24 protein-coding genes are annotated in these 25,646 nt (G+C 72.8%); 9 read left to right on the top strand and 15 right to left on the bottom strand.

Annotated features, from left to right (window positions below; genetic code table 11):
* Nucleotides 1-429 precede the first annotated feature (429 nt).
* From IEY56_RS26295 to IEY56_RS26280, 4 genes are all read right to left on the bottom strand, one after another.
* Entirely contained in the window at nucleotides 430-966 is a 537-nt protein-coding gene (locus tag IEY56_RS26295; RefSeq protein ID WP_189039762.1) for a hypothetical protein, read from the bottom strand.
* A 418-nt stretch (nucleotides 967-1,384) separates the two neighbouring features.
* Nucleotides 1,385-1,612 carry a hypothetical protein gene (locus IEY56_RS29145; RefSeq protein WP_373292191.1) on the bottom strand — a complete coding sequence of 76 codons (228 nt, stop codon included), beginning with the start codon at nucleotides 1,610-1,612 and terminating at the stop codon, nucleotides 1,385-1,387.
* 445 nt (nucleotides 1,613-2,057) lie between these two features.
* A complete protein-coding gene (locus tag IEY56_RS26285; protein WP_189039760.1) occupies nucleotides 2,058-2,963 on the bottom strand; it encodes an MIP/aquaporin family protein in 906 nt (301 codons plus the stop codon).
* A 135-nt stretch (nucleotides 2,964-3,098) separates the two neighbouring features.
* The gene (locus IEY56_RS26280) at nucleotides 3,099-3,779 is read right to left on the bottom strand and encodes a TMEM175 family protein (protein ID WP_229712219.1); all 681 of its coding nucleotides are present in this window, start codon (nucleotides 3,777-3,779) and stop codon (nucleotides 3,099-3,101) included.
* A 250-nt stretch (nucleotides 3,780-4,029) separates the two neighbouring features.
* On the opposite strand from IEY56_RS26280, the gene IEY56_RS26275 reads away from it, so the two are divergent.
* On the top strand, nucleotides 4,030-4,653 hold the full coding sequence (locus IEY56_RS26275) for a TetR/AcrR family transcriptional regulator (protein ID WP_189039771.1): 624 nt from the start codon (nucleotides 4,030-4,032) through the stop codon (nucleotides 4,651-4,653).
* Here IEY56_RS26275 and IEY56_RS29000 read toward each other — a convergent pair.
* Together IEY56_RS29000 and IEY56_RS26265 are read right to left on the bottom strand one after the other, a co-directional pair.
* On the bottom strand, nucleotides 4,586-5,659 hold the full coding sequence (locus IEY56_RS29000; RefSeq protein ID WP_189039759.1) for a MaoC family dehydratase: 1,074 nt from the start codon (nucleotides 5,657-5,659) through the stop codon (nucleotides 4,586-4,588). The genes IEY56_RS26275 and IEY56_RS29000 overlap by 68 nt on opposite strands.
* A gap of 5 nt (nucleotides 5,660-5,664) precedes the next feature.
* On the bottom strand, nucleotides 5,665-7,050 hold the full coding sequence (locus tag IEY56_RS26265) for a 3-oxoacyl-ACP reductase (RefSeq protein ID WP_189039758.1): 1,386 nt from the start codon (nucleotides 7,048-7,050) through the stop codon (nucleotides 5,665-5,667).
* Nucleotides 7,051-7,122: 72 nt separating this feature from the next.
* Here IEY56_RS26265 and IEY56_RS26260 point away from each other — a divergent pair, with 72 nt between their 5' ends.
* The 3 genes from IEY56_RS26260 (at nucleotide 7,123) to IEY56_RS26250 (ending at nucleotide 11,040) form a co-directional block, all read left to right on the top strand.
* The gene (locus tag IEY56_RS26260; RefSeq protein WP_189039757.1) at nucleotides 7,123-8,433 is read left to right on the top strand and encodes an acetyl-CoA C-acetyltransferase; all 1,311 of its coding nucleotides are present in this window, start codon (nucleotides 7,123-7,125) and stop codon (nucleotides 8,431-8,433) included.
* 80 nt (nucleotides 8,434-8,513) lie between these two features.
* A complete protein-coding gene (locus tag IEY56_RS26255) occupies nucleotides 8,514-10,487 on the top strand; it encodes an AMP-dependent synthetase/ligase (RefSeq protein ID WP_189039756.1) in 1,974 nt (657 codons plus the stop codon).
* Nucleotides 10,488-10,563: 76 nt separating this feature from the next.
* On the top strand, nucleotides 10,564-11,040 hold the full coding sequence (locus tag IEY56_RS26250) for an ASCH domain-containing protein (RefSeq protein WP_189039755.1): 477 nt from the start codon (nucleotides 10,564-10,566) through the stop codon (nucleotides 11,038-11,040).
* Between the two features lie 63 nt (nucleotides 11,041-11,103).
* On the opposite strand, the gene IEY56_RS26245 is transcribed toward IEY56_RS26250, so the two are convergent.
* From IEY56_RS26245 to IEY56_RS26215, 7 genes are all read right to left on the bottom strand, one after another.
* A complete protein-coding gene (locus IEY56_RS26245) occupies nucleotides 11,104-12,354 on the bottom strand; it encodes a lipase family protein (RefSeq protein WP_189039754.1) in 1,251 nt (416 codons plus the stop codon).
* 146 nt (nucleotides 12,355-12,500) lie between these two features.
* Nucleotides 12,501-13,085 (bottom strand): ankyrin repeat domain-containing protein, encoded by a 585-nt coding sequence (locus IEY56_RS26240; protein WP_189039753.1) that lies wholly within the window; start codon nucleotides 13,083-13,085, stop codon nucleotides 12,501-12,503.
* A 158-nt stretch (nucleotides 13,086-13,243) separates the two neighbouring features.
* A complete protein-coding gene (locus IEY56_RS26235) occupies nucleotides 13,244-14,194 on the bottom strand; it encodes a TauD/TfdA dioxygenase family protein (protein ID WP_189039752.1) in 951 nt (316 codons plus the stop codon).
* A 228-nt stretch (nucleotides 14,195-14,422) separates the two neighbouring features.
* Entirely contained in the window at nucleotides 14,423-14,926 is a 504-nt protein-coding gene (locus IEY56_RS26230; RefSeq protein ID WP_229712218.1) for a thioesterase family protein, read from the bottom strand.
* Nucleotides 14,923-15,960 (bottom strand): 3-hydroxyacyl-CoA dehydrogenase NAD-binding domain-containing protein, encoded by a 1,038-nt coding sequence (locus IEY56_RS26225; protein WP_189039751.1) that lies wholly within the window; start codon nucleotides 15,958-15,960, stop codon nucleotides 14,923-14,925. The genes IEY56_RS26230 and IEY56_RS26225 overlap by 4 nt, the downstream gene beginning before the upstream one ends.
* 135 nt (nucleotides 15,961-16,095) lie before the next feature.
* Nucleotides 16,096-16,989 (bottom strand): beta-keto acid cleavage family enzyme, encoded by an 894-nt coding sequence (locus IEY56_RS26220; protein ID WP_189039750.1) that lies wholly within the window; start codon nucleotides 16,987-16,989, stop codon nucleotides 16,096-16,098.
* 168 nt (nucleotides 16,990-17,157) lie between these two features.
* On the bottom strand, nucleotides 17,158-18,099 hold the full coding sequence (locus tag IEY56_RS26215; protein WP_189039749.1) for a TetR/AcrR family transcriptional regulator: 942 nt from the start codon (nucleotides 18,097-18,099) through the stop codon (nucleotides 17,158-17,160).
* A 261-nt stretch (nucleotides 18,100-18,360) separates the two neighbouring features.
* Here IEY56_RS26215 and IEY56_RS26210 point away from each other — a divergent pair, with 261 nt between their 5' ends.
* A complete protein-coding gene (locus IEY56_RS26210) occupies nucleotides 18,361-18,831 on the top strand; it encodes a spore-associated protein A (protein WP_229712217.1) in 471 nt (156 codons plus the stop codon).
* Between the two features lie 72 nt (nucleotides 18,832-18,903).
* Here IEY56_RS26210 and IEY56_RS26205 read toward each other — a convergent pair whose 3' ends face one another.
* Nucleotides 18,904-19,692, bottom strand: coding sequence for a serine/threonine kinase C-terminal domain-containing protein (locus IEY56_RS26205; protein WP_189039748.1), 789 nt, complete (start codon nucleotides 19,690-19,692; stop codon nucleotides 18,904-18,906).
* A gap of 383 nt (nucleotides 19,693-20,075) precedes the next feature.
* The gene (locus IEY56_RS26200; protein ID WP_028432886.1) at nucleotides 20,076-20,279 is read right to left on the bottom strand and encodes a cold-shock protein; all 204 of its coding nucleotides are present in this window, start codon (nucleotides 20,277-20,279) and stop codon (nucleotides 20,076-20,078) included.
* Between the two features lie 289 nt (nucleotides 20,280-20,568).
* Between IEY56_RS26200 and IEY56_RS26195 the strand changes: the two genes are divergently transcribed.
* The 4 genes from IEY56_RS26195 (at nucleotide 20,569) to IEY56_RS26180 (ending at nucleotide 25,553) form a co-directional block, all read left to right on the top strand.
* The gene (locus IEY56_RS26195; RefSeq protein WP_189039747.1) at nucleotides 20,569-21,435 is read left to right on the top strand and encodes a menaquinone biosynthetic enzyme MqnA/MqnD family protein; all 867 of its coding nucleotides are present in this window, start codon (nucleotides 20,569-20,571) and stop codon (nucleotides 21,433-21,435) included.
* A gap of 157 nt (nucleotides 21,436-21,592) precedes the next feature.
* On the top strand, nucleotides 21,593-23,524 hold the full coding sequence (locus IEY56_RS26190) for a serine/threonine-protein kinase (protein WP_189039746.1): 1,932 nt from the start codon (nucleotides 21,593-21,595) through the stop codon (nucleotides 23,522-23,524).
* 64 nt (nucleotides 23,525-23,588) lie between these two features.
* Nucleotides 23,589-24,785 carry a cyclic dehypoxanthinyl futalosine synthase gene (gene mqnC / locus IEY56_RS26185; RefSeq protein WP_189039745.1) on the top strand — a complete coding sequence of 399 codons (1,197 nt, stop codon included), beginning with the start codon at nucleotides 23,589-23,591 and terminating at the stop codon, nucleotides 24,783-24,785.
* 75 nt (nucleotides 24,786-24,860) lie between these two features.
* Nucleotides 24,861-25,553 carry a demethylmenaquinone methyltransferase gene (locus IEY56_RS26180; RefSeq protein ID WP_189039744.1) on the top strand — a complete coding sequence of 231 codons (693 nt, stop codon included), beginning with the start codon at nucleotides 24,861-24,863 and terminating at the stop codon, nucleotides 25,551-25,553.
* The last annotated feature ends 93 nt before the right edge of the window (nucleotides 25,554-25,646 follow it).

The following is a 25,646-nucleotide window of genomic DNA, read 5'->3' as shown; positions in this document are numbered from 1 at the left end:
TTACGAACAACGGCGCAAGCTTCGGTCCAGGACGACTCACACCCAACCAACGACCAATCCCCGACTCAGGTCACTAGATCCGGGCCGTGCCCTGACGCTGATCCGCCCTGGCGGATACCGGCAGGGCCTGCGGAGGCGGCAGTTCGCGACGGGCCCCTCCAGACCCCGGCCCGTGCCGTCAGGTCTGACGGGCGCCGTCCGCCAGCAGCTCGGGGACGACCGACGTGAGCTTCGCAGGGCCCGGCCTCGTCACCGGAACGTGGTGAGGCGACGCCAGCTCGACCAGCCCGCGTCCGGGTGCGGCGTCGACGACGGCCTGACGGCGGTTGAACTGCTCTTCCCCGCCTCAAAGTTCCGCAGCCGGGCGGCGAACCCGCCCGGAATACCCCGCCGTTGCCCGGCCGTGGCCGGAAGTGGCCCGGACATCGGTCATCCGAGGGCCGCGTCGGCGGCGATGACGACGAGCCCGAGGACCATGGCGAGCGTCCCGGCCAGGAGCGCCGCGGCCGGGCCGCGTCCAGAGGCGCGGGCCGGCCATGCTCCGGCGCCGAAGAGCGCGACCGTGTTGAGCGCGAGGGCCGCGTCCACCGCCGTGGCCTCCGGCCACAGGCCCGCGTACGCGCAGAACAGCAATGCCACCGTGGGAAGGGCGGCGGCCACCAGCGGCCACTCAGCCACGACCGTGCGGAACGCCCCCGCCGCGCCGCTCGCGTGCCCGGCGGAGCGTCCCGCGATCACGTGTGCGTAGCCGTGGGCGGTGGCTGCGACCAGTACCGCGAGCAGCAGCCACACCAAGTCGTCGCCGGGATCGGGCCGTTCGCCCTCGCTGTTCAGCGCCGCGGAGAGGGTGCTCGCCAGTACCAGCCCGTACGTACCGCTGAAGAAGACCTGTTCGGGAGGCCGGTACGGCCGGTGCCCACGGGGCGGTTCGCTCGCTGGGCGCGGGACGGGGCCTGGGTCGGGCATCGCTGGGCCTCGGGGGATTCGCGGACGGGGGCGCTCATGCTCTCCTCTTCCGGCACCGCCGCGAGGAGCCACACGCCGCCCGCGTACGGCTTGCCCCGAAGGGGTGTGTGAGACCGCTGCGGCGAAGCACCGGGCCGCCGGTCCGGCTCAGGCGCGCCGGGGGCTGCCGCCGCCCCCCTCTCCGTCCGGCCCCTCGCCCGCGCTCCCGGCCGGCTCGCCGCCGCCCGGGCCGCCGTCCGACTAGGCAGGGTCGTCGTCTGGTCACGTCCACATCAGGAGCGATGCGAGGGTGACGGCTGCCTGGTAGGACTCGGCGGTCTTGTCGTAGCGGGTCGCGATGCCGCCCGCGTAGCTCGCCGCGAAGTCCTCGATCAGCGGGCCCCAGGAGAAGGCGGTCCTGCCGACGGGATCTCCACCGTCACCGCGAACAGGACGAGCGCGGTGCCGTCGCTGACCAGGCTCTCGGCCCCGTGGGCGTCAGCATCCGCCGGGCCAGCCCCTGCGCGACCCCGGCGACGGCGGCGGCGTCCGTGGGGGCAAGGACCGAGCCGAGGACGAAGGCCGTCGTCCACGCCGGTCCGAGGCCGCGCGCCGTGCCGGTGACGGTCACCGCGGTGACCAGGACGAGGCCCGCCGAGGTCAGCACGATCACCCGGAGGTGGGCGCGGATCTGCTGGAGGGAGATGGCCAGCGTCTCGCTGTCCAGGATGGGCGGCTGGAAGATCAGCGGTAAGGCGTCGGCGGCAGGCGGAGCGGCGGGAAGTCGGCGAGGACCCCGATCACGACTCCGCCCGAGAAGAGGACGACGGGCTCGCTGAGGTCGAGGCGGCGCGCGGTCCAGCTCAGAGTGAGGGCGGCGAAGAGCAGGAGGACGACGGTCTCCAGCGCGGCCGTCGGCGCTCGTTCCTCTTTCCCGGAAGCCCCCGGACATGCGGAAGACCTCCGCGCGGCGGGGAGCGGTCCGCGCGGAGGTCTTCGGGGCGGGGGCCGGGGCGGCGGCTCGCGGATCCCGGGTCGCCGTGGGGTGTGCGTGCGGTCCGCCGTCCGTGGGCCGGAGGGTCCGCCGCCTCGGCGGAGCACCGGTCCGGCGGTCAGACCCCGGGCTCGGGGACGCGGCCTTCGGGCTGCTCCTCCGGCCCCCGGTCGGTGATGACCTTGGCGATGAAGATGTCGTACACCTTCGCGCCGATGACGCCGCCGATGAGGGGTCCGACGATCGGGATCCACCAGTAGGCGCTGAACCAGTCGAACCGGCCGGGGAACGCGATCGCACCCCAGCCCTCGAAGAACGTGAACAGCCGGGGACCGAAGTCGCGGGCGGGGTTGATGGCGTATCCGGCGTTCGTGCCGAAGGTGAGGCCGATCATGACGACCACGAGGCCGGTGATGAACGGGGCGAGGTTGGCCATCGGGCCGGTGTTGCGCTGGTCGATGATGGCGCAGATCAGCAGGAGCAGGAGGGCGGTGCCGATGATCTGGTCGAGCAGGGGGCCCCACAGCGAACCGTTGAAGTACTCGGCCGGGAACGTCGCGAAGATGGAATAGGTGGGCAGCGACTCCTCCCGTCCGATCCCCTCCTTCGCGTTGAACGCGTCGATCGCCCAGTGGTAGGCGGCGTAGACGAGGGCGGCGGCGACGAAGGCGCCGAGCACCTGGGCGGCCCAGTACGGCAGGATCTTCCGCCACGAGAAGTGGCCCCGTACGGCGAAGGCGAGGGTGACGGCCGGGTTGATGTGCGCGCCGCTGATGCCGCCGGCGACGTACACGCCGAAGACGACGGCCAGGCCCCAGCCCCAGGAGATGATCAGCCAGTTCGCGGGGCCGAACTCCCCGGCCTGGCGGCCCGAGCCCGACAGTCCGACGACAGCGACGGCCACGGAGCCACAGCCGATGAGGATGAGGACGAGGGTTCCCAGGAACTCGGCGAGCAGTTCACCCTTGAGACCCTCCCCGTAACCGCGTCGGCGCGTACCGCGCTCTGCACTCTGCTCAGCCATCGGCGCTCCTTAATCGGATGGTTCAGCCCTGTCCGTCCCTTTTGAAACCGTAAGCAGGGGGCATCGCAGCGGTGGGTGCCTGAGGGCGCGTCACCCGGTATGTCAATCCGATGGCGTATGGGTATGACGAATGGGTCATGGGTGTGTGCCGGGGCCCGGCCCGGGAGCGGAACCGGCACCGTCGGCGGACGCCTGGACCAGACGCCGCCGGCCCCTCCCGATCAGGAACTTCGCGGGGAAGAGCGTCAGCCAGACCCACTTGGCGAGGGCCGGGGAGGCGAAGGCCAGGGGGACGGTCATGCCGAACACGAGCACGGTGGAGGCCAGGTCGGCCGCGTCGAGCCGGCGCGCCCTGGCGTCGGTACGGCCGGACGGCGGCCCGAGGCGCTTGTGGGAGGTGAGCAGCAGCGCCAGATGCACGGTGTTCTGCGCGGAGACGCTCAGGCCGTACGTCGCGACGGCGAGGGGCTGTGCGCTGTACTCGGCGAGCAGCGCGGTGGGGAAGGGAAGCACGGCGGTCAGGCCCAGGCCGAGCAGGGTGAGGCCGGTGATCTTGCCGTCGAGGACGGAGAAGCGGGCGAGGATGCGGCGGTGGTCCCGCCAGAACTCGGAGATCACGGCGAAGCTCAGCGCGTACGCGGCGATGTGCGGGAGTGTCCGGTGCAGCGCGTCCTCGAAGCCGGCCGTGCCCAGGCCCCGCCTGATGGAGATGTCCAGGACGAGGAGGGTCATCGCGATGGAGAAGACGCCGTCGGAGAGGTTCTCGAGACGCGCCAGGCCACCGCTGTCCGGGGCGGCGGCAGGCGTGTTGTCCACGTCCGGATCGTAGAGCGGGGGCGGAACGGCCCGGCCCGTACGCGCCGCCGCAGGTGGAGACCCACACGAAGTGCTCAGCGGCGCGGCGGGCGGCGCCGCGGGCCGCCGGCGGGGCCTTTCCGGGCAACCGGCCGCTTCCCGGTGCGATGACACAGCGTCCGCGTACGCTTACGTCCGAGGAGCCCGTGGGGAGATGCGGTGAAGGGGCACACAGGTGGGGACCAAGAGCAAGGACGGCGTGCGCCGTCGGATGCCGCGCGAGGTGCGCGAGCGGCAGATGCTGGACGCCGCTGTCGTGGGCTTCGCGCGGCACGGGTACCAGGCGGCGTCGATGGACGAGATCGCCGAGCAGGCGGGCGTCTCCAAGCCGCTGGTCTACCTGTACCTCAAGTCGAAGGAGGACCTCTTCACGGCGTGTCTGCGACGCGAGCGTGCCGCGCTGGTCGAGGCCGTGCGAGGGGGCACGCAGGAGCGTCAGGTCTCCGCCGAGCAGCAGCTGTGGAAGGGGCTGTGCGCCTTCTTCGCGCACACGGCGGCGCGGCCCGACGGCTGGGCGATGCTGCACCGGGCGGCCACGCAGGGGGAGCCGTTCGCGGATGAAGTGGCCGGTATGCGGGCGGAGATCACGGAGCTGGTGCGGCTGCTGCTGAGCCGGGCGGCCGAGGACGCCGGCTGCGACAGCGAGTTCGCAGAGCGGGAGGTCTCCGGGCTGGCGCACGCCATGGTCGGCGCGGCGGAGTCCCTCGCCGAATGGGCCAACGCCCGTGAGGGCGACGCGCCTTCGGCGAAGGAGACCGCGGCGACGCTCATGAACTTCTGCTGGACCGGCCTGGGCCGGATGACGGAAGGTGCTCGCTGGTCACCTCACCGGTGAGGTGCAGCCGCCCGGGGCCCTCGCCCTCTCCGCCGCCCCGGCGCAGCTCGAACCGGTGGACGCGCACCGGCGCCCGGTACGACCCGGTGGACGCGGTGGGTTCGTCGAGGCCGAAGGCGACCGTCGAGGGAAGCAGCACCGGTGCCTTGAACTCGGCGCGGGCGGAGAGCTGTTCGCCGCCCTCGGCGGCGCCGGCGGCCGCGAGGGCGCGGGCGAAGGTCCACATGCCGTGCGCGATGTGCCGGGGGAAGCCGAAGAGCTTCGCCGTCAGCGGATGCAGGTGGATGGGGTTGCGGTCGCCCGACGCGGACGCGTAGCGGCGGCCGAGGGCGGAGGGCAGCCTCCAGTGGTCGTGCACGGGGAGCGGGGCCGGGGGCTCCGGCCGCCGCCCACTGCCGTCCGAGCCACTGCCGTCCGAGCCGCCGCCGTCCGAGCCACTGCCGTCCGAGCCGCCGCCGTCCGTGCCGCTTCCGCGGCTGCCGTCGGCGCCGCGGTCCTGCCGGCTGCTCCCGCCGTGCCTGCACAGGTAGGTGCTGCGCGAGTGCCAGACGAGCCGTTCGCCGAGCCGGGCCTCGGTGACGACGTCGAACTGCGTTCCCCGCCTGTGCGGTTCGAGGTGCTCGGCGTGTACGGAGATCTCCGGCCGGTCCTCCGCGTCCAGGGCGCGCTGCTGCGTGAGTTCGATGCCGGTGTGCACGAGGCCGAGCAGCGGGAACGGGAAGTCGCGTCCGGCCATCAGCCGCATGGCCAGCGGGAAGCCCAGGACGTGCGGCCAGCTCGGCGGCAGCGGCGTCCCCTCGCCGGGCTCGGGGAACCCGCAGACGCGGGCGTACGCGCGCAGGTGCCGTCTGTCGGTCCCGGCGCCCGGCAGGACGAGGCGCTCCTGGGGCAGCCGCGCGCCCTCGTACGGGCCGCGCTTCGCCGCCGAGGTGCAGGCGCCCCTGGCGAGGACGGACGACAGCCGGGGCGGTGCGGACAGGCGGGTCACGCGTGGCTGGACGGTCATGGCCCTCACGCTCCCAGCAGGGACTGGCCGCAGACCCGTACGACCTGGCCGTTCACGGCGTAGGAGGCGGGGTCCGCCAGCCATGCCGTGGTCTCGGCCACGTCGACGGGCAGGCCGCCCTGCGAGTGGCTGCTCATGCGACGGCCGGCCTCCCGGATGAAGAAGGGGACGGCCGCCGTCATCTTCGTCTCGATGAAGCCGGGAGCCACGGCGTTGACGGTGATGCCGTGCTCGGCCGCCGCGCGCGGTGCGAGGGAGCGGACGAATCCGATGACGCCCGCCTTGCTCGCGGCGTAGTTGGTCTGGCCGACGTTGCCCGCGATGCCCGCGATGGAGGCGGTCGCCACGACCCGCCCGGTGCCCGGGCGCAGCGCACGCTCGGCCAGCAGGTGGTCCGTCGTGCGCAGGACGGAGTCGAGGTTGACCTCCAGGACGCTGGCCCAGCGTTCGGCGCTCATGTTGGCGAGACGGCGGTCGCGGGTGATGCCCGCGTTGTGCACCAGGACGTCGAGGCCGCCGGAGGGCAGCGCGGCGGCGATGCGGGCGCCGGCGTCGGCGGCGGTGATGTCGAGGGGGAGCGCCGTGCCGCCGGTGGCTTCGGCGACGCGGTGCAGATCGTCCTCCGCCTGCGGGACGTCGAGGCACAGGACGTGCGCACCGTCCCGTGCCAGGGTCGCGGCCACCGACTCGCCGATGCCGCGGGCGCAGCCGGTGACCAGGGCCGTACGGCCGTGCAGGGGCCGCGCCGGGTCGCCGGTGGCGTCGGACCCGGTGGGCGGAAGGTCCTCCGCCGGAACGGCGGGGGCACCGCCGATCTCGACGACCTGGCCGCTGACGTAGGCCGACTTCGGCGAGAGCAGGAAGCGGAGCGTGGACGCCGCGTGGGCCGGGGCCGCCTCGGGTGCGAGCCGCACCAGCTGGGCGGTGCGGCCGCCGCCGGTCTCCTTGCCGAGGGAGCGGACGAAGCCCTCCAGCGCCTGCTGCGCCGCGGCCTGCCGGTGGTCGTCCGGGTCGGGTGAGGCGCCGAGGACGACGATGCGGCCGCACTCGGCGAACGACCGCATCACCGGGTGCAGGCACTCGTGCAAGCCGCGCAGTCCGGCGACGGTCTGTATCCCGGTGGCGTCGACGACCGCCGCGGCGTGACGGGCGCCGGGCTCGGCCTCCGTGACGACCGGCAGCCCGGTAGCCTCCACTGTCCCGGCCAGCTCCTTCGTCTGCTGCGCGCCCCCGCGCGGCGGTACGGGCGTCAGGTGCAGGACGGGGCCGCCCTCCAGCCGAGGCCGCTGCGGCGACCAGCGATGCAGCGGCACGGGCCGGGGGAGGCCGAGCGTGCGGGTGAGGAGACGGCCGGGCCGTGTGTTGGTCCAATGCAGATAGCGGTCAGCCATTCCCCATTCCCTCCAGTTCGCGTAAATTTACTTCCGAGTAAGGTTACTTTCAGGTCAGGAGTTTGGTCGAGGATGGGTTCCAACGGCCTCATGTCTTCCGGCACTCCGCGCCGGGTAGCGGTGATCGGCGGAAGCCGCATCCCGTTCGCCCGCTCGGACGGCCCGTACGCCACCTGCTCCAACCAGGAGCTGCTCACCGCGGCCCTCGACGGCCTCGTCGACCGGTACGCCCTGGACGGTCAAGGCGGCCGCGGCGTGGGCGAGTTCGTGGCGGGAGCCGTCCTCAAGCACAGCCGCGACTACAACCTCGCCCGCGAGACCGTGCTCGGCTCCCGGCTCGACCCGCGCACACCCGCGTACGACATGCAGCAGGCGTGCGGCACCGGCATGCAGGCCGTGATCGCCGTCGCCAACAAGATCGCACTCGGTCAGATCGACGCGGGCATCGCCGGCGGCTCCGACACCGCGAGCGACGCGCCGCTGGGCGTCAACGACCAACTGCGCCGCATCCTGCTCGCCGCCCGCAGGGCGAAGACGTTCCAGCAGCGGGCGAAGGAGCTGGCGCGGGTCCGGCCCCGCCACCTCGTCCCCGAGATCCCGCGCAACGCCGAGCCGCGCACCGGCCTGTCCATGGGCGAGCACGCCGCCAGGACGGCACGCGACTGGGGCATCACCCGGCAGGCGCAGGACGAGCTCGCCGCCGCCAGCCACCGCAACCTCGCCACCGCCTACGACAGCGGCTTCCTGCACGACCTCGTCACGCCGTTCCGCGGCCTCGCCCGCGACCAGAACCTGCGGCCCGGCACCACCCCGCAGAAACTCGCCGAGCTGAAGCCGGTGTTCGGCACCGGCGAGCCCGACGCGACGATGACGCCGGGCAACTCCACCCCGCTCACCGACGGCGCCGCGACGGTGCTGCTCGCCTCCGAAGAGTGGGCGGAGGAGCACGGGCACACGCCGCTGGCCTACCTGTCCGTGTACGAGACGGGTGCCGTGAAGTTCTACGACGAGGACGGCGGCCCCGGAGAGGACGGGCTGCTGATGGCACCCGCCTACGCGGTCCCCCGGATGCTGGAACGGGCGGGCCTCGGCATGGGGGACTTCGAACTCTTCGAGATCCACGAGGCGTTCGCCTCCCAGGTGCTCGCCACGCTCGCGGCCTGGGAGAAGCGGGGACTCGCACCCGTGGACCGGGAGCGCCTCAACGTCGCCGGCTCGTCCCTGGCGACCGGTCACCCCTTCGCCGCGACCGGCGCCCGCATCGTCGCCACCCTGGCCAAGCTCCTCGCCGAGCGGCCCGGCGCGGAAGCGGGTGCGCGCGGCCTGATCTCCATCTGCGCGGCAGGCGGCCAGGGGGTGACGGCAGTTCTCGAGAGGGCCTGACGCCCTCCGCACACTTCTTCGACCCGGGGATCGGCACCTCCTCGATCCTCGCCGAGGCACGCCATGGAGAGGAGCCGCTCATGTCGTCCAGCCCCGCCGGCCCGGCAGCGTCCGCGACAGCACACGCCAGCGCCGCCGCAGGAGACGCCGCCGCGCCCGTGCTCGTAGAGCCCGAGAAGGAGACGGTCTCGGGCGCCGTACGGCAGGTCACCATGCCGCCCTTCGCGCCGCCCGTCACCAGCGGCTCCCTCGGCGACATCCCGTTCGTCAACGCCGGGGAGGCGCCCGCCGAGGCGGTGCTCAGCCGCAAGCGCCCGGACGGTACCTGGCGGGACGTGACCGCCCAGGACTTCGCCCGGGAGGTGCTGAACGCGGCCAAGGGCCTCATAGCCCTGGGCCTCGAACCCGGTGACCGCGTCGGCATCATGGCCCGCACGACGTACGAGTGGACGCTGCTCGACTTCGCGGCATGGGCCGCCGGACTGGTGACCGTCCCCGTCTATCCGACCTCCTCCGCCTCGCAGGCCCGCTACATCCTCCAGCACTCGGGCGCGCGGGCCTGCGCCGTGGAGAACGTCGAGCAGGCGCGGATGCTCTCCGCCGAACGCGGGGCGATGCCCCGCCTGGAACACCTCTGGCAGTTCGACGCCGGAGCGCTCTCCCAGCTCGCGGACGAGGGCAGGTCCGTCGACGACGGTGCCGTCGCAGAACGCCGCGCGCTGCGTGGGCCGGAGGACGCCGCGACCCTCATCTACACCTCCGGCACGACGGGGCAGCCGAAGGGCTGCGTGCTGACGCACGGCAACTTCTTCACCGAGGTCGACAACGACATCGAACTGCTCCACCCCGTCTTCAAGACGGTCAGCAAGGAGCCCGCGGCCACGCTGCTCTTCCTGCCGCTCTCGCACGTCTTCGGGCGCATGGTGGCGGTCGCCTGCATGCGCGCGCGGGTGCGGCTCGGGCACGCGCCGAGCATCCAGACCGACGAGCTGCTCGCCGACCTCGCCGGATTCCGGCCGACGTTCCTGCTCGGCATCCCGTACGTGCTGGAGAAGGTCTACAACACGGGCCGCGCCACCGCCGAGAAGATGGGCCGCGCCTCCTCCTTCGACCGCGCCGCCCGCATCGCGCGGCGGTACGGCGAGGCCGTCGAGGCGCAGGAGCACGGGCGCGGCGGCGGCCCCGGCACGGGGCTGAAGGCGGCACGCGGGCTGTACGACCTGCTCGTCTACCGGCGCATACGTGCCGCGCTCGGCGGCAAGTGCCGCTACGTCATCAGCGGCGGATCGCCCCTGGGGTCGCGGCTCGCCGCGTTCTACGAGGGCGCGGGGATCTCCGTCTTCGAGGGGTACGGCCTGACGGAGACCACCGGCGCCTCCACCTGCACCCCGCCGCTCAAGCCGCGGCTCGGCACCGTCGGCTGGCCGGTCCCGGGAACCGCGGTACGCATCGCCGACGACGGCGAGGTGCTGCTGCGCGGCCCCCACGTCTTCGGCGGCTACTGGGACCAGCAGAGCGAGACCGCGGTGCCCGTGACGGACGACGGCGGATGGCTCGCCACCGGCGACCTCGGCGCCCTCGACCAGGACGGCTACCTGACGATCACCGGCCGCAAGAAGGACCTCATCATCACGTCCGGCGGCAAGAACATCGCCCCCGCGCCGCTCGAGGACTGGCTGCGCGCGCACCCCCTGGTCAGCCAGTGCCTCGTCGTCGGGGACGACCGCCCCTACGTCACCGCGCTGATCACGCTGGAGCCGGACGGGCTCGCGCACTGGCAGCAGATGCACAAGAAGACCGATCTGACGCCCGAACAGCTCGCCGACGACGAGGAGTTGCGGCAGAACCTCCAGCACGCCGTCGACGACGCAAACCAGATGGTCTCGCGGGCCGAGTCCATCCGCCGGTTCGCCGTGCTCCCGCACGACTTCACGGAGGAGGGAGGGCACCTCACGCCCTCGCTGAAGCTGAAGCGGGCGGCGATCGTGCGGGACTTCGAGACCGAGATCGCGGCGCTCTACGAGGACGTCCGTCCCAGGGGGGACGAGCGGTGACCGCACCCCGGACCCGCGCCGGCCGGTGCCGAAACCGGAAGGCGCGCCGGTCGGCGCGGCCCGTACGCTGCCCGTCATGACCACCCCGCACTCCGGCGCCGCGGCCGCGGGACCCGCCCGCGACCGTGCCGAACCCCCTCTCCCGCGCGCCGAGTTCGCCTTCCCCGGCCCGCTGCGCGACCGGATCGTCGCCGCGGTCCTCGACGGTGCGAAGACGGCGACCGCGAGCCTTCTGCGCGAGTACGGGCAGGAGGGCGAGCCGCTGCCCGCAGCCGGCGGCCGTTCGGTCGTCGTCGACTCGGCCGGCACGCCCGTCGCGGTCATCGAAGTGACACGGGTGCGGATCGTCGCGCTCGGCGACGTCGACGACGGCCACGCTCGCGACGAGGGGGAGGGACACTCCTCCGCGGCCGAATGGCGCCGCGCGCACGAGAAGTTCTGGCACAGCGACGCGATGCGGGAGGCGCTCGGCGAACCGGCCTTCACGGTGGACGACGACACACCCGTGGTGCTGGAGAGCTTCCGGGTGGTGGAGACGCTGCGGCCCCGCTGACGGACGCCGGAGCGTACGTCAGCGGGGCCGGGGGACGGGGCGGGCGGTCTCGTGTGGCGCTGGTCAGCTGCCGCAGTTGCCCTCTGTGGCCTCGCCCTTGAAGCGGTCCCTGAGCCAGTTCATCGCCGGGATCGACGCGAGGATGGCCGTACCCGCGTGCGGCGCGAGCGGGTAGCTCTTCCACTGGACGGTGCTGCCCTTCGCGCACCAGTCCGCGCGGAGCTGCGCCCCGACCTCGTGCGGAATGATCTCGTCACCCTCGCCGTGGTAGACGTACACCGGGTGGCCGGGCGCCTTCGTGCCGAGCTTGTCCTCCGCCAGGCGCTGCTGCCAGTCCGGCTCCTGGTTGGGGTCGCTGACGGTCACGTCCTCGATGGACTTGTTCGCGCCGGCCTCGCGTGCCTCCTTGAGGCAGCCGTCCCGCATGATGCCCGTGATGCGCTTGCCCTCGTCGTTGAGGTAGCTGTCCAGCGCCAGTTCGGGGTACGCGGCGTCGTGCCCGATGGCCGACATCAGGACCAGGCCGGCCTCGGCGTCGCCGTCGTTGTACTCGGCGACCTTCGGCAGGTCGGCCGGCACACCACCGCTCGCGGTGCCCTTGACCTTCAGCTCCGGCGCGTAGGTGCTGCTCAGTTCGGCCGCCCAGCCGCTGGCCTGGCCGCCCTGCGAGTAGCCCATGATGCCGACGGGGGAGTCCGCGGTGACGCCCTTCTCCTGCGCCTCCGGAAGCCGCTGCGCGGCGCGGGCGGCGTCGAGGACGGCCGTACCGGCCGCGCGGCCCACCGTGTAGGTGTGCGTGCCCGGCGTGCCGAGGCCCTCGTAGTCGGTGACCGCGACGGCCCAGCCGCGCAGCAGCGCGCCTTCGATCAGCGCCGCCTCGCTGGCCGTTCCCTCGGCGAACTGCGCGGACGGGGCGCAGTGGTCGCCGATGCCGACGGTGCCGAGCGCGTACGTCACCAGCGGCCGCGGCCCGTCGGACTCGGTCTGCGGGACGAGGACTGTTCCGGAGACGGTGTTGGCCTTGCCGTGCACGTCGGTCGAGGTGTACTGGATCTTCCAGGCGTGCGTGGGGGTGGGTACGCCGAAGACCTTGAACTCGGTGGGCTCGGAGCTGACGACGTCGCCGGGGGCCGCGGCTGCGGCCTGCGCGGCGGACTGCTCCGCGGGCGCCGCGGCCGACGCCGGGGCCGCCGCGACGACGCCCGGCACACACAGAGCGGCCACCGCCGTGGCGGTGACCGCTCTGCTGCGCAGGCTTCGTCTGCTGAGGGCGCCGGTAGTGCCGGCGCCTCTCCTGCGGGTGGACAACTGCATGGGGGGTCTCCCAACGATCAGAAGTGCTGGGCTCGTTGAGAGGAAGGTACTGACTGGTCAGTACCTTCGCCAGGGGTCGCGCGTGACTTTGCGTCCGGCTTGTCACCGGAAGCACAGCTCCCACCGGCCGGGCGGCGGCCCGCAGTTCAGCGGTCGACGCCGAGGTACTCCTCGATGCGCGCCACGAGCCCCGCGCGAAGGGGAAGCATCTGCCGCGCCGTGTCGAGGTACGGGGGACGGCCGTCCGCACCCGCGAGGTCCAGGGCGTGTCTCAAAGTAGCGTGTCCCAGACGGGACTTTGAGACACGCCCCAGGTCCGGGCGGGCGAACAGCACGTCGTAGAAGGGCGCGAGAGCGGCATCGGTGAACGCGAACTGCCGGGCAGCGGTGTGGAGCGGCGTGCCGAACCTCTCCACCGCCCTGTTCACGTCGGCCCCGCCGTCCAGCAGCCGCTCCAGCAGAGGTGCTTCGCCCGGGAAGTCGTGCTTCCCCCGGCCCAGCAGGACGTGCAGCGTCGTGAATCCCTCGGCGCCCGACAGGGCGGCGGCGTCGGCACCGTCGTCGAGCAGCCGGACCGCGATGGCGACGCGGGCGTGGAGGTCTCCGTTCGCGAGCGCGGCGTGCAGCAGGGTGCGTCCGGTGGAGTCCGCCGCGCGGGCCGCTCCGGGCTCGTAGCGGCTGAGGAACTCCTCGTACGTCCCGCGGCGGGCAGTCCGGGCGAGGCTGTGCATGAGGGGTCCCCCTTCGGTTCGGCGGAACGCCGCGTCGACGGCGGGGACCCTGCAGGGGCCCGGGCACGCGTCGGCCCGCGGGACGCCGGCGGGGCCGGTCGGATGAACCCGGCCCCCGCGGGCGGAAGTTCGCGGGCGGGAGCCGGGCCCCGGGTGTCTCAGAAGGGCCGGTCGCCCGCGATGGCGACGCGTTCCGCGACGCGGCGGTGCGGGGCGTAGTCGTCCACGGCGTAGTGCTGCGTGGCGCGATTGTCCCAGAAGGCGACGTCGCCGGCCTGCCAGCGGAAGCGCACCTGGTACTCCGGCACGTGGGCCTGCCGCACGAGGTAGCTCAGCAGCCGGTCGCTCTCCTCGCGCTCCATCCCCACGATGTGCGTGGTGAAGGAGGTGTTGACGAAGAGCATCCGGCGGCCCGTCTCGGGGTGCCTGCGCACCACCGGGTGCTGCACCGGCGGGAACTCCTCCTGGAGCGGAATCAGCTTCTCCGGGCCGTAGAAGCGCGCGAAGCCGGGGATGAAGTCGTGCACCGCCCACGCGCCGTCGATGCGGGCCTTCACGGTCTCCGGCAGGTTGTCGTACGCGGCCGCCATGTCGGCCCACATGGTGTCGCCGCCGGACGGGGGCACCTCGTGCAGCTGCAGCACCGCACCCAGGGCGGGGCGTTCGCGGAAGGTGACGTCCGCGTGCCACACGTTCTCGAACGTCGGCGTGCCTCCGGCGCCCTTGTCGAAGCGGACGACGTCGTCGGAGGAGCCCCGCGCGAGCAGCGGATTGGTCTCCAGCTCGCCCCAGTTGGCGGCGAAGTCACGCTGCTGCGCCGACGTGAGCGACTGGCCGCGGAAGAAGAGCACCTTCCACTCCAGCAGCGCCCTGTTCAGCTCCTCGCGGAGCGCGGCGGACAGCGGCCGGGAGAGGTCCACGCCGTGGATCTCGGCGCCGATGACGCGTCCCTGCGGGACGAGACCGAAGAGTTCGTAGGGGCGCTCCTCCACGCCCTCGGGGAGCCGGCGCAGCGTGCGGCGGCCCTCGTACATGCCGTCCGCGGGGACGCGGGCCTCGCGGAGGGCGGAGCGGCTGGAGACAGGGGTGTCCGGGGTGACGGCGGTCATGGGTGATCCTTCGAGGTCAGCGATCGGTCGACGGTCCTTGGGCACTCGGAGCGCCGTGCTACAGACCGGACCGCTCACACCCGCGCCGCCACGGGACGACCAGGCGGCCCAGCGGACAGGAGGTGTGACGGATCATGCCCGTATTGATAGCCCGGAGTGACGGTCAGCGTCAACGCCGGTCCGGGATGTGAACGCGGGCGGCAGGCCGTCCGGCCCGCCGCCCGCGCGTCAGCTTCTGGGAACGGGCCCGATCGAGCGGCCCGCCCACTCCGGAGCCGCCTCCACGAGGGACGCCAGACGCTCGCGCACCGGCTCGGGGAACGGCGCGGCACGGCCCGCCCCCTGGTCGACGTGGATCATCAGCAGCTCGGTCGTCGCGACCGGGGCCGCGGAACCGTCCGCCGGGCCACCGCGGCCGGCGGGACCGGCCGCGTACATCTCGTGCGCGAGGCGGCACTTCTTCGCGTCCACGCCGAGGACCCGCGTACGCACCGTGAGTTCGGCGCCCTCCGGCACCTCCCGGAGATAGCGCACATGCGCCTCGGCCGTGTAGAGGGAGCAGCCGCTGCGTTCGCGGTAGGCCTCGTCGAGTCCGACCTCGGGCATCATGGCGTCCGTGGCGTGGCCGAAGACGAGGACGTAGAACGCCTCGCTCATATGGCCGTTGTAGTCGATCCACTCCGGCACGACGACCGCCCGGTGGTCCGGCAGTCCCGCGCGGCCCCCGCTCACGGCCGCTCCCCGTCCGCGGACCGGGGGAGCCGCCCGGTGGCACGCAGCACGTCGATCACGCCCTGGTCGCGTTCCGCGACGAGCTGCGCCGCGGAGCGCCCGGCGGCGGCCGCGTCGCAGCCCTCGACCATCGCGTCGCGCAACGACGCGTCGAGCTCGGGTGCCTCCAGCCGCGTCCACGGCGACTTCAGCGACGGGCCGAAGTGGTCCAGCATGTGGGCCATGCCGCCCTCCCCGCCGGCGAGGGCGAAGGTCAGGCACGGGCCCATGAACGCCCAACGCAGACCGGGGCCTTCGGTGATCGAGTCGTCGATCTCCTGCACGGTCGCCTCGCCGTTGGCGACCATGTGCAGGGCCTCGCGCCACAGGGCCTCCTGGAGGCGGTTGGCGATGAAGCCGGGCAGCTCCTTGTCCATCGTGATGACGGACTTGCCGGCGGCCTCGTAGAAGCGCGACGCCCACTCGACGGCGCCGGGCCGGGTCAGCTCGCCGCCCACGACCTCGACGAGCGGGATCAGGTAGGGCGGGTTGAAGGGGTGCCCGACGAGGAGGCGGCCCGGGTCGGCGGCCTCGCCCTGCATGTCCGTCATCGGATAGCCGGACGTGGACGAGGCGATGACGGCGCCCCCGGGTGCGGCGGCGTCGATGCGGGCCAGCAGGGACCGCTTGAGCTCCAGCTTCTCGGGGGCGCTCTCCTGCACGAACTCCGCGTCGGCGACGGCCTCTTCGAGCGTGGGCAGGACCGTCAGCCGGTCGGGCGAGGCCGACGGGTGGAGGCCGAGCTGGCGCAGCGCGGGCCATGCCGCGTCGACGAGGCGGCGCAGCTTCTCCTCCGCGTCGGGGGCGGGGTCCCACGCCGTGACGTCGTAGCCGCGGGCCAGGAAGTGCGCCACCCAGCCGCCGCCGATCACTCCGGCGCCGACGCAGGCGACGCGGCGGACGGACTCGGGCGGGCAGGGGGCGGGGGCCGGGGAGCCGGCTCCGGATTCCGGGCCGGGGCCGGGTGCGGGTGCGGGTTCAGGTGTGGCTGTCATGCCGGTGGTGTCCTCGGGGTCGTGGCGGGGACCGGTCCTCTCGCGGGTCGCGGGTCGCGGGGCCGGGTACGGGTCGGGAGCAGAGGCGGCCTGGGGCACGGGGCCGGGCGGCGCCAGGGCCGGACGCGGGACGCCTCAGCGGCGGGCCCGCAGGCCCAGCCGCTCGCGCGCCTGGTCGGGCGTCGCGACCTTCGCACCCAGCAACTCGGTGATCTGGACGGCACGTTCGACCAGCTGGCCGTTCGTGGCCTTGACCCCCTTGCTGAGGTACAGGTTGTCCTCGAGGCCGACCCGTACGTTGCCGCCGAGCAGGATCGACTGCGCCACCCACGGCATCTGCATCCGTCCGAGCGCGAAACTCGCCCACTGCGCGCCCGGCGGCAGGAAGTCGACCATGGACTTCAGCACTCCCGGTTCCGCGGGCGCACCCCACGGGATGCCCATGCACAGCTGGAAGACGGTGGGGTCGTCGAGCAGGCCCTCGTCCAGCAGCTGCTTGGCGAACCAGAGCTGTCCCGTGTCGAAGATCTCCAGCTCCGGCCGCACGCCCAGTTCCTGGATGCGCTTGGCGCCCGCGCGCAGCATGTCGGGCGTGGAGATGTAGAGGTTGCTTCCCTCGCCGAAGTTGAGCGACCCGCAGTCGAGCGTGCAGATGTCGGGCAGCAGCTCCTCCACGTGCGGAAGCCGCTCGATGCCGCCCACGAGATCGGTCCCCGGCAGGTGCTTCAGGGGCTCGTCGGGGTCGATGACTAGGTCACCGCCCATCCCGGCGGTGAGGTTGATGACGACGTCGGTGCCCGTCTCCTTGATCCGCTCGACGACCTCGCGGTAGTAGCGCGGGTCGCGGGACGGGGCCCCGGTGTCGGGCTCCCGTACGTGGACGTGCACGACCGCCGCGCCGGCTTCGGCGGCCTCGACGGCGGAGCGGGCGATCTGCTCGGGCGTCACGGGGACGTGCGGGCTCCTGCCGACGGTGTCGCCGGCGCCGGTGAGCGCGCAGGTGATGATGACGGAGTCGTTCATGGGCATGGCGGTTCCTCCGCTCGTAGGGATCGACGGATGCGTCGGTGTGCGGGTGCGGGTGCGGGTGTTCGGGCGGACGGTGCGTCGGGCCGGTCGGGCCGATCGAGGTCTGGGTCCAGGTCTGTGTCGGGGTCGCGGTGGGTGGTACCGGTTCGCTCGGGCCGGCGGTCCTGCCTACTCGCCGTCCACGGCGAGCAGGGCCTCTACGTGTGCGAGCAGCGCGGCCCGCATCTCCTCGGCGTCCGTGCCCTGTGCACCGGCCGCCTGAGTCGTCCCGCTGTCGGCCCCCGCCGCGGCCAGGACCTGCGCCGCGAGGCCGTCGATCAGCGCGGTCAGGTGCAGCGCGCTGAACTCCGGGTCGACGTCACGGAACACGCCCTGGGCGATGCCGCGCCGGATGACGTCCGCGACGGTCGTACGCCACTGCCGGTAGTACTCGACGTGCAGCCGCCCGATGGCCGTCGAGCGCGCCGCCTCGGCCCACAGGTCGAGCCACACGCGCCACTGCACGCGCTGCTGCTCGGTCCGTGGCGTCTGCAGCTCGATCAGCTGGCGGAGTTCGCCTGCCGCGTCGGCCGCCTCGGCGGTGCGTGCCGCGCGCCGTGCGGTGTCCTCGTCCATGCACCAGCGCACGGCCGCTTCGAGGAGTTCGGCACGTCCGGGGAAGTGGTAGTGGATGGCGGCCGTGCTGGTGGCACAGGCCTCGGCGATGTCCGTGACGCGAACGGAGTGGAAGCCGCGCTCCGCGATCAGCCGCACCGTCTCCCGCACGATCTGCAGCGGACGGCCGCCTTCGGGTGTGCCGCCGGACCGGGTACGAGCGCGGGCCGCGGGCACTTCCGGCCAGGCGGCGCCCGTGCCGGCCGACGCCGCGGCGGAGCCGAGGAGCCAGGCGGCGTCGACTCCGCCCTCGTCCGCGATCCGGGCCAGTTCGGCGACGGTGAAGCGGCGGCTGCCGCTCAGCGAACGGGACAGCTTCGACGGGTCCATGACGATCCGGCGCGCGAACTCCCGCTGGCTGCAGCCCGTTTCGCGGATGACGCGGCGTACGCGCTCCGCCACGTCCTCACCGGCCCCGGCGGAGACTGCGACGCGGCTTCCCGGTTCGTGCTCCATGCCGGGGGACGCTACGCGCGTGTTGAGGAAAACGCAACATTCGGTTCCGACAACTGTGCTGGTTCATGCGATATTGAGGTCCTGACTGAGAGATCAGTCAGGGTGGTGTGCGGCCTCCTTCCCGGACGGGCGTGCCTGACCACCCGTCACTTCTGTATGAATCGCGTACAACCCCGGCGGGGGCTCGCCGGTCTCTTCTGTCGGGTCCGCGGCGCCGTCCACGGGCCTGTGGCCGACCGACCATCGGCCACCGACGACGACATGACTGGGGGAACAGTGATGCGTTCGAAGAGCGTCGCCATGGCGGCCGCCGTCGCCGCCATCGCCGGCACGGGGCTCATCGCCACGGCGGGGACCGCCTCCGCGGCCACAGCCGGCAGCGCCGAGCCCAGGGCCGCGTACAACGGGGCCTGCGGCTCGGGCTACAGCGTCGTGAACCAGGCGGGGATCGCCGACCTGGGCACCGTCTTCCTCACCTACAACAAGTCGACGGGGAAGAACTGCGTCGTCACGGTGCGGAACGAGACGGGGGACCCGGTGTTCATGTCGGCCTCCGTGCGCGTGCTCCTGGACGACGAGGAGACGGTTCCCGTCGTCGAGGAGGGCGAGTTCACGTCCTACGCGGGCCCGGTCTTCGTCGACGAGGGCGCCGGCCACTGCATCGAGTGGGCGGGCGTCATCGGTGACGAGGAGTACTTCAACTCCGGCTCGAACTGCGGGACGCGCAAGTAACCCGACCGCGGTCGCACGGCCCGGCGGACGTGCGACCGCGTAGCGGCCGGGGGCGGCTGGCCCGTGGGAAGGTCAGCCGTCCTCGGCCGCGGCGCCGGCGACACCGTTCGCCGGCGCCTTCCAGGTGTTCAGCGCGGTGGTGAACACCTGGTTCTTCTTGTCCCAGAGCCGGTCGCGCGCCTCGAAGTAGATCGTGTACTCCGTGCCGTCCTCGGCGATGTACGCCTGGTCAGTGGCGTGCATGACCTGGCCGGAGCCGGTCGTCCATGTGAACTCCCAGATGGCGCCCGGGCGTCCCTGGAAGGTGTTGCTCTCCAGGCGGATCCGCTTGTAGCTCGGGTCGTTGCTGGCGAGCTGCTGCTCGGCCTGGGCGAAGGTGTCGGCGGAGGAAGGGCCGGCGTTGGCCGACTCCCCGATGCGGAGGACCTCCTGGCCGGTCGGCGGCACGTAGTCCACGTGCGTCTCGCTGAGGGACCTGCGCTGCCACCCGTCCATCACGGCGAGGCTGAAGCCCATCTCGTCGTTCACGCGCCGGAAACCGGCGGGCAGGCCCTCGGACGGCTTGTCCGGCGACTCGCTCTTCGTGGGGGCGGGCTCGGCCGGCTCCGACGGTGACGAGGAAGCGGCGAGCGGCTTGCCGGTCTTCTTCTTCTCGGGGGACTTCGACGGCGACGGGTCGATCTTGATGTCCGGCCCCGGCACCTTGTGCTGGGATATCCGCTCCTCGGCCGGGCCTTCGTCCCCGCCGTGCTTGAGCATGAGGCCGGCTGTCGCCCCCGCGCCCACGAGGAGGAGCACGGCCCCCGTGGTGATCCACATCCAGGGCCGGTTGGGGCGCAGGTTCAGCCAGAGCGAGGGCACGGAATTGTGATCGGGGGCGGCAGTGGGATTCGAGAGCCGGTAGAGATCACGTCCGCATCCCGTGCAGGCATCAGCCGTCGCGGGCGATGTGGTGCCACAGTGCGGGCATGTGGTCGGCATGCGCAGACTCCTGCAGGTTCGAGCGGTTCCCCACTATCCGCTACCGCTGTTTGACCCACAGACACTACTTCTCCCAGAGCCTCCACGACCCCTCGGCGCATGCGACTTAGCAGTACCTGACAAAGCGGTGACGGGGACTCACCGCGTATACCGATCGATTTCCGGCGAATCAGATACGGGCCTGCCCGCGGTCGTCCGGCCGGCACAGGCAGGAGCCCCCGCCGGCTGTGCCGGCGAGGGCCCCTTGGGTGGTGCGACTCAGGTCACTGAGGCGTGACGTTCTCCGCCTGAGGCCCCTTCGGACCCTGGGTCACGTCGAAGCTCACGAGCTGGTTCTCCTCGAGGGAGCGGAAACCAGTCGCGTTGATCGCGGAGTAGTGGACGAAGACATCGGGACCGCCGCCGTCCTGGGCGATGAAGCCAAAGCCCTTTTCAGCGTTGAACCACTTCACGGTTCCGGTAGCCATAAGCCCTCCTTGGGCCTATAAGGGTCGCCCTGCTCCCAGAACCCCGCTAAGAAGTCTCTGAAAACGACGAGAGCCCGCGGTCACATGCTCCGCAGGCTCTGTACTGCAAGGGAAACCAAACTGCAACTTGCGGCGAGCCTAGCACGGTGCCCTGGCGCCGGGGAAGAGCCGACGATCTCGCCCGTGCGCTGCCGGTTCCCCGTTGTGGGCCCCGCCGCGGGCCCGTGCCGGGCGTCCCGCTCTCCGGGCGCCTCAGTGCCCGTGCGGGGGGCGGCGTACGCTCCGGGGTGTGACTGCACTGCCGAGGCTTCCGAGATCCCGCCCCCGTGTCGGGCACATCCAGTTCCTCAACTGCCTGCCCCTCTACTGGGGCCTTGTTCACACCGGCTCCCTGCTCGATCTGGAGCTGACGCGGGACACCCCCGAAAAGCTGAGCGACCAGTTGGTGAACGGGGATCTCGATATCGGCCCCGTCACGCTGGTCGAATTCCTCAAGAATGCCGGCGAGCTCGTGGCGCTGCCGGATATCGCGGTCGGCTGCGACGGGCCGGTGATGTCGTGCGAGATCGTCTCCCGCGTCCCCCTGGACCAGCTCGACGGCGGGAAGGTCGCACTGGGCTCCACGTCGCGTACGTCGGTACGCCTGGCCCGCCTGCTGCTCTCGGAACGCTTCGGCGTGCGGCCCGAGTACTTCAGCTGCGAGCCCGACCTCGGCCTCATGATGCGGGAGGCGGACGCCGCCGTGGTGATCGGCGACGTCGGTCTCCGTGCGTACCTGCGGAACCTGCCCGATCCCGGCCTGGAGGTCCACGACCTCGGCCAGCTGTGGAAGGAGTGGACGGGCCTCCCGTTCGTCATGGCGGTCTGGGCGGTCCGCCGCGAGTATCTGGAGCGCTTCCCGGAGACCGTGCGGGACGTGCACCGCGCCTTCCTCGCCTCGCGGGACCTGGCCCTGGAGGAGGTCGCGAAGGTCGCCGAGCACGCCGCGCGCTGGGAGGTCTTCGAACCGCCCGTGCTGGAGCGGTACTTCACGACGCTCGACTTCCGTCTGGGGAGGCAGCAGCTGAAGGGCGTCGAAGAGTTCGTCCGGCGCACCGCCGGCACGGGCGACTATCCCGGGGACGTACGGGTCGAGCTGCTGTACGACCCGGCCTGAGCGGCTCCGTCCGGTCGGGAGCGCCTCCGGTGCCGTCCTGACCGGCCGGTCCCGCCGCGCGCCGGCCCCCGCCCGCGGTCCGCTCCCTCGCGCCGTGGCCGCACGTCAGGGCCGGGCTCTAAGCTGAGTGCGGCAGTCACACGGCGGGGGGATCCGGATGCAGCCGCTCGAGCCTGACGATCCGCGCACGGTCGGGCCGTACCGGCTGCTGCGCCGGCTCGGCGCCGGGGGAATGGGCCGGGTCTACCTGGGCCGTTCGCCGAGCGGCCGGACGGTCGCGGTGAAGGTCGTGCACCCCCATTACGCCGCCGACGAGCAGTTCCGCAGGCGCTTCCGCCGTGAGGTGGCGTCCGCGCGGCGCGTGGGCACCGCACCGCCGGCGTCCGGCGGTGCGGACAGCCCCGCCGCCCAGTGGACCGCTCCCGTGCTGGACGCGGACCCCGGTGCCTCCGCCCCGTGGGTCGCGACGGGCTACGTGGCGGGCCCGTCGGTGCAGCAGGCCGTCGGCGAGCACGGCCCCCTGCCGGAGCGGTCGGTGCGCATCCTCGGCGGCGGCCTCGCGGAGGCGCTGCGGCACGTGCACGGGCTGGGCCTGGTGCACAGGGACGTCAAACCGTCCAACGTCATGCTCACGCCCGGCGGACCGCGGCTGATCGACTTCGGCATCGCGCGCGCGACGGCGGGCACCGCGTCGCTCACGTCGACCGGCGCGTCGATCGGTTCGCCCGGCTACATGTCGCCCGAGCAGGTGCTGGGCGAGGAGACGGGTCCGGCCTCGGACGTCTTCTCGCTGGGTGCCGTGCTGGTGTACGCGGCGACGGGCGAGGCGCCGTTCCGTGGGGACAGCTCGGCGGTGCTGCTCTACAAGGTCGTCCACGAGGATCCCGAACTCGGTTCCCTGAGCGGTGAGTTGCGGGAGATCGCCGCATCCTGCCTCGACAAGGACCCGGGGCGCCGCCCGTCACCCGCCCGGCTCGCGGAGCTGCCGGGGGGCGAGGGCACGGCCGGCACCGCCGCCGCGACGATGCGCGACGGCTGGCTGCCCGCTCCGATCGTGGAGCAGATCAGCCGGCGCGTGATCGAGCTCCTCGACCTCGAACCGTCCGAGCAGGGCGGTGGTTTCACCGCCGGCCCCGGGGGAAGCGACGGGAGCGGCGGCGGCCCGGCGGACGCCGGCCCGGAGTCCGGGCCCGTCCCCTTCACGACCCCGTCGGAGACCCCGCTTCCGGCGCGGCAGCCGCAGCAGCCCCCGGTGGCGGCAGGGCGGCCGGACCCCGCCGACCTCCCGGACGGCTCGGACGGCTCGGACGGGGCGGAGACGCCGGGGCAGCCGGACCGGCCCGGCGTGCCCGGGCGGTCCTGGCCCTCCTGGCAGCCGGCGCCGCTCTCCGGTGCGTCGGAGGCGCCCGCGGCGGCGGGCGTGCAGCCGGGGGAGCGGTCCGGCACGGGTCCCGGCGCCGTCGCGGACGGCGCGTCGAACGGCGGCGCCCCCGACGGTGCCGCGTCCGGCGGAGGCGTCCCGGCCGCGCCGTCCGCCCGTCCCGGCATCGCGCTGACCGCCAGCGCGGAGCGGAGCAAACGCCAGGTCAGTTGCAGCCTCGTCCTCACGGTCGCGTGCCTGCTGGCGGTCGCCCTGCTCGGCACGTACTTCTTCCGGTTCCTTCCCGGCAGCAGCGGTGGCGGCGACGCCGGGGCCCCCGCGCCGCCCGCCGACTCGCACGCCGGGGAGAGCCGCAAGGAGGAGGTGCCGGACGGCTTCGCCGGCACCTGGCAGGGCCGCGTGGTCTTCGCAGACGGGGAGTCCGTCGGCACCATGCGGGTCACCTTCGAGAGAGGTGCCGCCGGACGGAAGGCGGCCCACGGCGGCCCCGTCGAGGACGGCACCGCGTGCGACGCGGACTACGAACTGGACGCGGTCAGCGACGGCACGCTCCGGATGACGCCCTCCGCGCCGGACGGCCCGGAGGTGTGCGCGGACGGCCAGCCCGTCGAGTTCACCCTTCGCGACGACGGGACGCTCCGCTACACCTCGCGCGCCTCCGGCCCCGGGGAGCCCGGGGCCGAGGCGACGCTCCGGAAGGTGGAATGAGGCCCTGGCGTACGCTGGCCGGGTCAGGGAAAACCGAACCGCCACCTTCGGAGGGACGCCCCCGGTGCCTGAGACCGCCGACCGTCAGTCCGTACTCGACCGTGCCGCCGAGGGCGCCCGCATCACCCCCGAGGAAGCGCTCGACCTCTACCGCTCGGCTCCGCTGCACGCCCTCGGCTCCGCCGCCGACGCCGTCCGCCGCCGCCGCTACGAGGGCACGGAGCACATCGCGACGTACATCATCGAGCGGAACATCAACTACACCAACTCCTGCGTCACGGCGTGCAAGTTCTGCGCCTTCTACGCCTCGCCGAAGAGCGACGACGTGTGGACGCGGGACCTGGACGACATCCTCCGGCGCTGCGCGGAGACGGTCGAACTGGGCGGCACCCAGATCATGTTCCAGGGCGGCCACCACCCGGACTACGGCGTGGAGTACTACGAAGAGCACTTCGCGGCCATCAAGAAGCAGTTCCCGCAGCTCGTCATCCACTCGCTCGGCGCGTCCGAGGTCGAGCACATGGCGCGCATCTCGGGTGTCACTCCGGAAGAGGCGATCCGCCGCATCCACGCCGCCGGGCTGGACTCGTTCGCGGGCGCCGGCGCCGAACTCCTGCCCGCACGGGCGCGGAAGGCGATCGCCCCGCTCAAGGAGTCCGGCGAGCGCTGGCTGGAGATCATGGAGACGGCGCACAGCCTCGGCGTCGAGTCCACGTCGACGATGCTGATGGGCACCGGCGAGACCAACGCCGAGCGGATCGAGCACCTGCGGATGATCCGCGACGTGCAGGACCGCACGGGAGGCTTCCGCGCCTTCATCCCGTACACCTACCAGCCGGAGAACAACCACCTGAAGGGCCAGACGCAGGCGACGCTCTTCGAGTACCTGCGCATGATCGCCATCGCGCGGCTCTTCCTCGACAACGTCGCCCACATCCAGGGCTCCTGGCTGACGACCGGCAAGGAGGTCGGCCAGCTCTCGCTGCACTACGGCGCCGACGACCTGGGCTCGGTGATGCTGGAGGAGAACGTGGTCTCCTCGGCGGGCGCGAAGCACCGCTCCAACCGCATGGAGCTGCTCGAACTCATCCGTTCCGCGGACCGCGTGCCGGCCCAGCGGAGCACGACGTACGAGCACCTCGTCGTGCACGAGGACCCGGCGGACGACCCGTCGGACGACCGCGTGGTCTCGCACTTCTCCTCGACCGCGATCGAGGGCGGCAGCGCCCACCCGGAGCTCAACCTCATCGAGGCCAAGTAGCCGTTCCGCGGCCCGTTCGCGCGGGGGTGGTGCCCCCGCGCGACGGGCCCGCGGCGCGAGGGGGACAATGAGCGGGTGACCCGCGCATCCCTCGACAAGCAGCCGCACGAAGTCGCCGCGATGTTCGACGACGTCGCGGCGCGCTACGACATCACCAACGACGTGCTCTCCCTCGGGCAGGCGCGGCTGTGGCGGAAGGCCGTGGCCCGCGCCGTCGACGCGCGCCCGGGCGAGCGCGTGCTCGACCTCGCCGCGGGGACGGGCACCTCGTCCCAGCCGTTCGTCGAGGGCGGCGCCTACGCCGTGCCCTGCGACTTCAGCCTCGGCATGCTCTCCGAAGGCAAGAAGCGGCTCCCCCGGATGCCGTTCACCGCCGGGGACGCGACCCGGCTCCCGTTCCGCGACGGCGTGTTCGACGCCGTGACCATCTCCTTCGGGCTGCGCAACGTGCAGGACACCGACGCCGCCCTGCGGGAGATGCTGCGCGTCACCGCGCCGGGCGGCAGGGTCGTCATCTGCGAGTTCAGCCACCCGACTTGGGCGCCGTTCCGCACGGTCTACACCGAGTACCTGATGCGGGCCCTGCCGCCCGTGGCGCGGGCGGTCTCCTCCAGCCCCGACGCCTATGTCTACCTCGCCGAGTCCATCCGCGAGTGGCCGGACCAGCCCGCGCTGGCGGGGCGCCTGCAGAAGGCCGGGTGGGCGAAGGTGGCGTGGCGGAACCTGTCGGGCGGCGTGGTCGCCCTGCACCGCGGCGTGCGCCCGTAGGCCGTGTCGTCCGGAGCCGGTGAACTCCCCGTGCGACGCCGGTCGGAGCCGGTTCGACGGGGCGTTCCCGTACGGCCCGGACGTGCCTCTTAG

This window comes from Streptomyces daqingensis (genome assembly GCF_014645895.1).
Taxonomy (GTDB): Bacteria; Actinomycetota; Actinomycetes; order Streptomycetales; family Streptomycetaceae; genus Streptomyces; species Streptomyces daqingensis.
The sequence above is the reverse complement of the archived record's forward strand: the minus strand, read 5'-3'. Positions and strand labels throughout refer to the sequence as shown.

Coding starts and splice junctions, on each gene's coding strand:
- IEY56_RS26220 (WP_189039750.1), bottom strand. CDS start 16,989: ATGCCCATGAACGACTCCGTCATCATCACCTGCGCGCTCACCGGCGCC.
- IEY56_RS26215 (WP_189039749.1), bottom strand. CDS start 18,099: ATGGAGCACGAACCGGGAAGCCGCGTCGCAGTCTCCGCCGGGGCCGGT.
- IEY56_RS26200 (WP_028432886.1), bottom strand. CDS start 20,279: ATGGCTACCGGAACCGTGAAGTGGTTCAACGCTGAAAAGGGCTTTGGC.
- IEY56_RS26250 (WP_189039755.1), top strand. CDS start 10,564: ATGACCACCCCGCACTCCGGCGCCGCGGCCGCGGGACCCGCCCGCGAC.
- IEY56_RS26275 (WP_189039771.1), top strand. CDS start 4,030: ATGCCGCGCGAGGTGCGCGAGCGGCAGATGCTGGACGCCGCTGTCGTG.
- IEY56_RS26285 (WP_189039760.1), bottom strand. CDS start 2,963: ATGGCTGAGCAGAGTGCAGAGCGCGGTACGCGCCGACGCGGTTACGGG.
- IEY56_RS26295 (WP_189039762.1), bottom strand. CDS start 966: ATGCCCGACCCAGGCCCCGTCCCGCGCCCAGCGAGCGAACCGCCCCGT.
- IEY56_RS26260 (WP_189039757.1), top strand. CDS start 7,123: ATGGGTTCCAACGGCCTCATGTCTTCCGGCACTCCGCGCCGGGTAGCG.
- IEY56_RS26235 (WP_189039752.1), bottom strand. CDS start 14,194: ATGACCGCCGTCACCCCGGACACCCCTGTCTCCAGCCGCTCCGCCCTC.
- IEY56_RS26210 (WP_229712217.1), top strand. CDS start 18,361: ATGACTGGGGGAACAGTGATGCGTTCGAAGAGCGTCGCCATGGCGGCC.
- IEY56_RS26265 (WP_189039758.1), bottom strand. CDS start 7,050: ATGGCTGACCGCTATCTGCATTGGACCAACACACGGCCCGGCCGTCTC.
- IEY56_RS26225 (WP_189039751.1), bottom strand. CDS start 15,960: ATGACAGCCACACCTGAACCCGCACCCGCACCCGGCCCCGGCCCGGAA.
- IEY56_RS26245 (WP_189039754.1), bottom strand. CDS start 12,354: ATGCAGTTGTCCACCCGCAGGAGAGGCGCCGGCACTACCGGCGCCCTC.
- IEY56_RS26190 (WP_189039746.1), top strand. CDS start 21,593: ATGCAGCCGCTCGAGCCTGACGATCCGCGCACGGTCGGGCCGTACCGG.
- IEY56_RS26240 (WP_189039753.1), bottom strand. CDS start 13,085: ATGCACAGCCTCGCCCGGACTGCCCGCCGCGGGACGTACGAGGAGTTC.
- IEY56_RS29000 (WP_189039759.1), bottom strand. CDS start 5,659: ATGACCGTCCAGCCACGCGTGACCCGCCTGTCCGCACCGCCCCGGCTG.
- IEY56_RS26255 (WP_189039756.1), top strand. CDS start 8,514: ATGTCGTCCAGCCCCGCCGGCCCGGCAGCGTCCGCGACAGCACACGCC.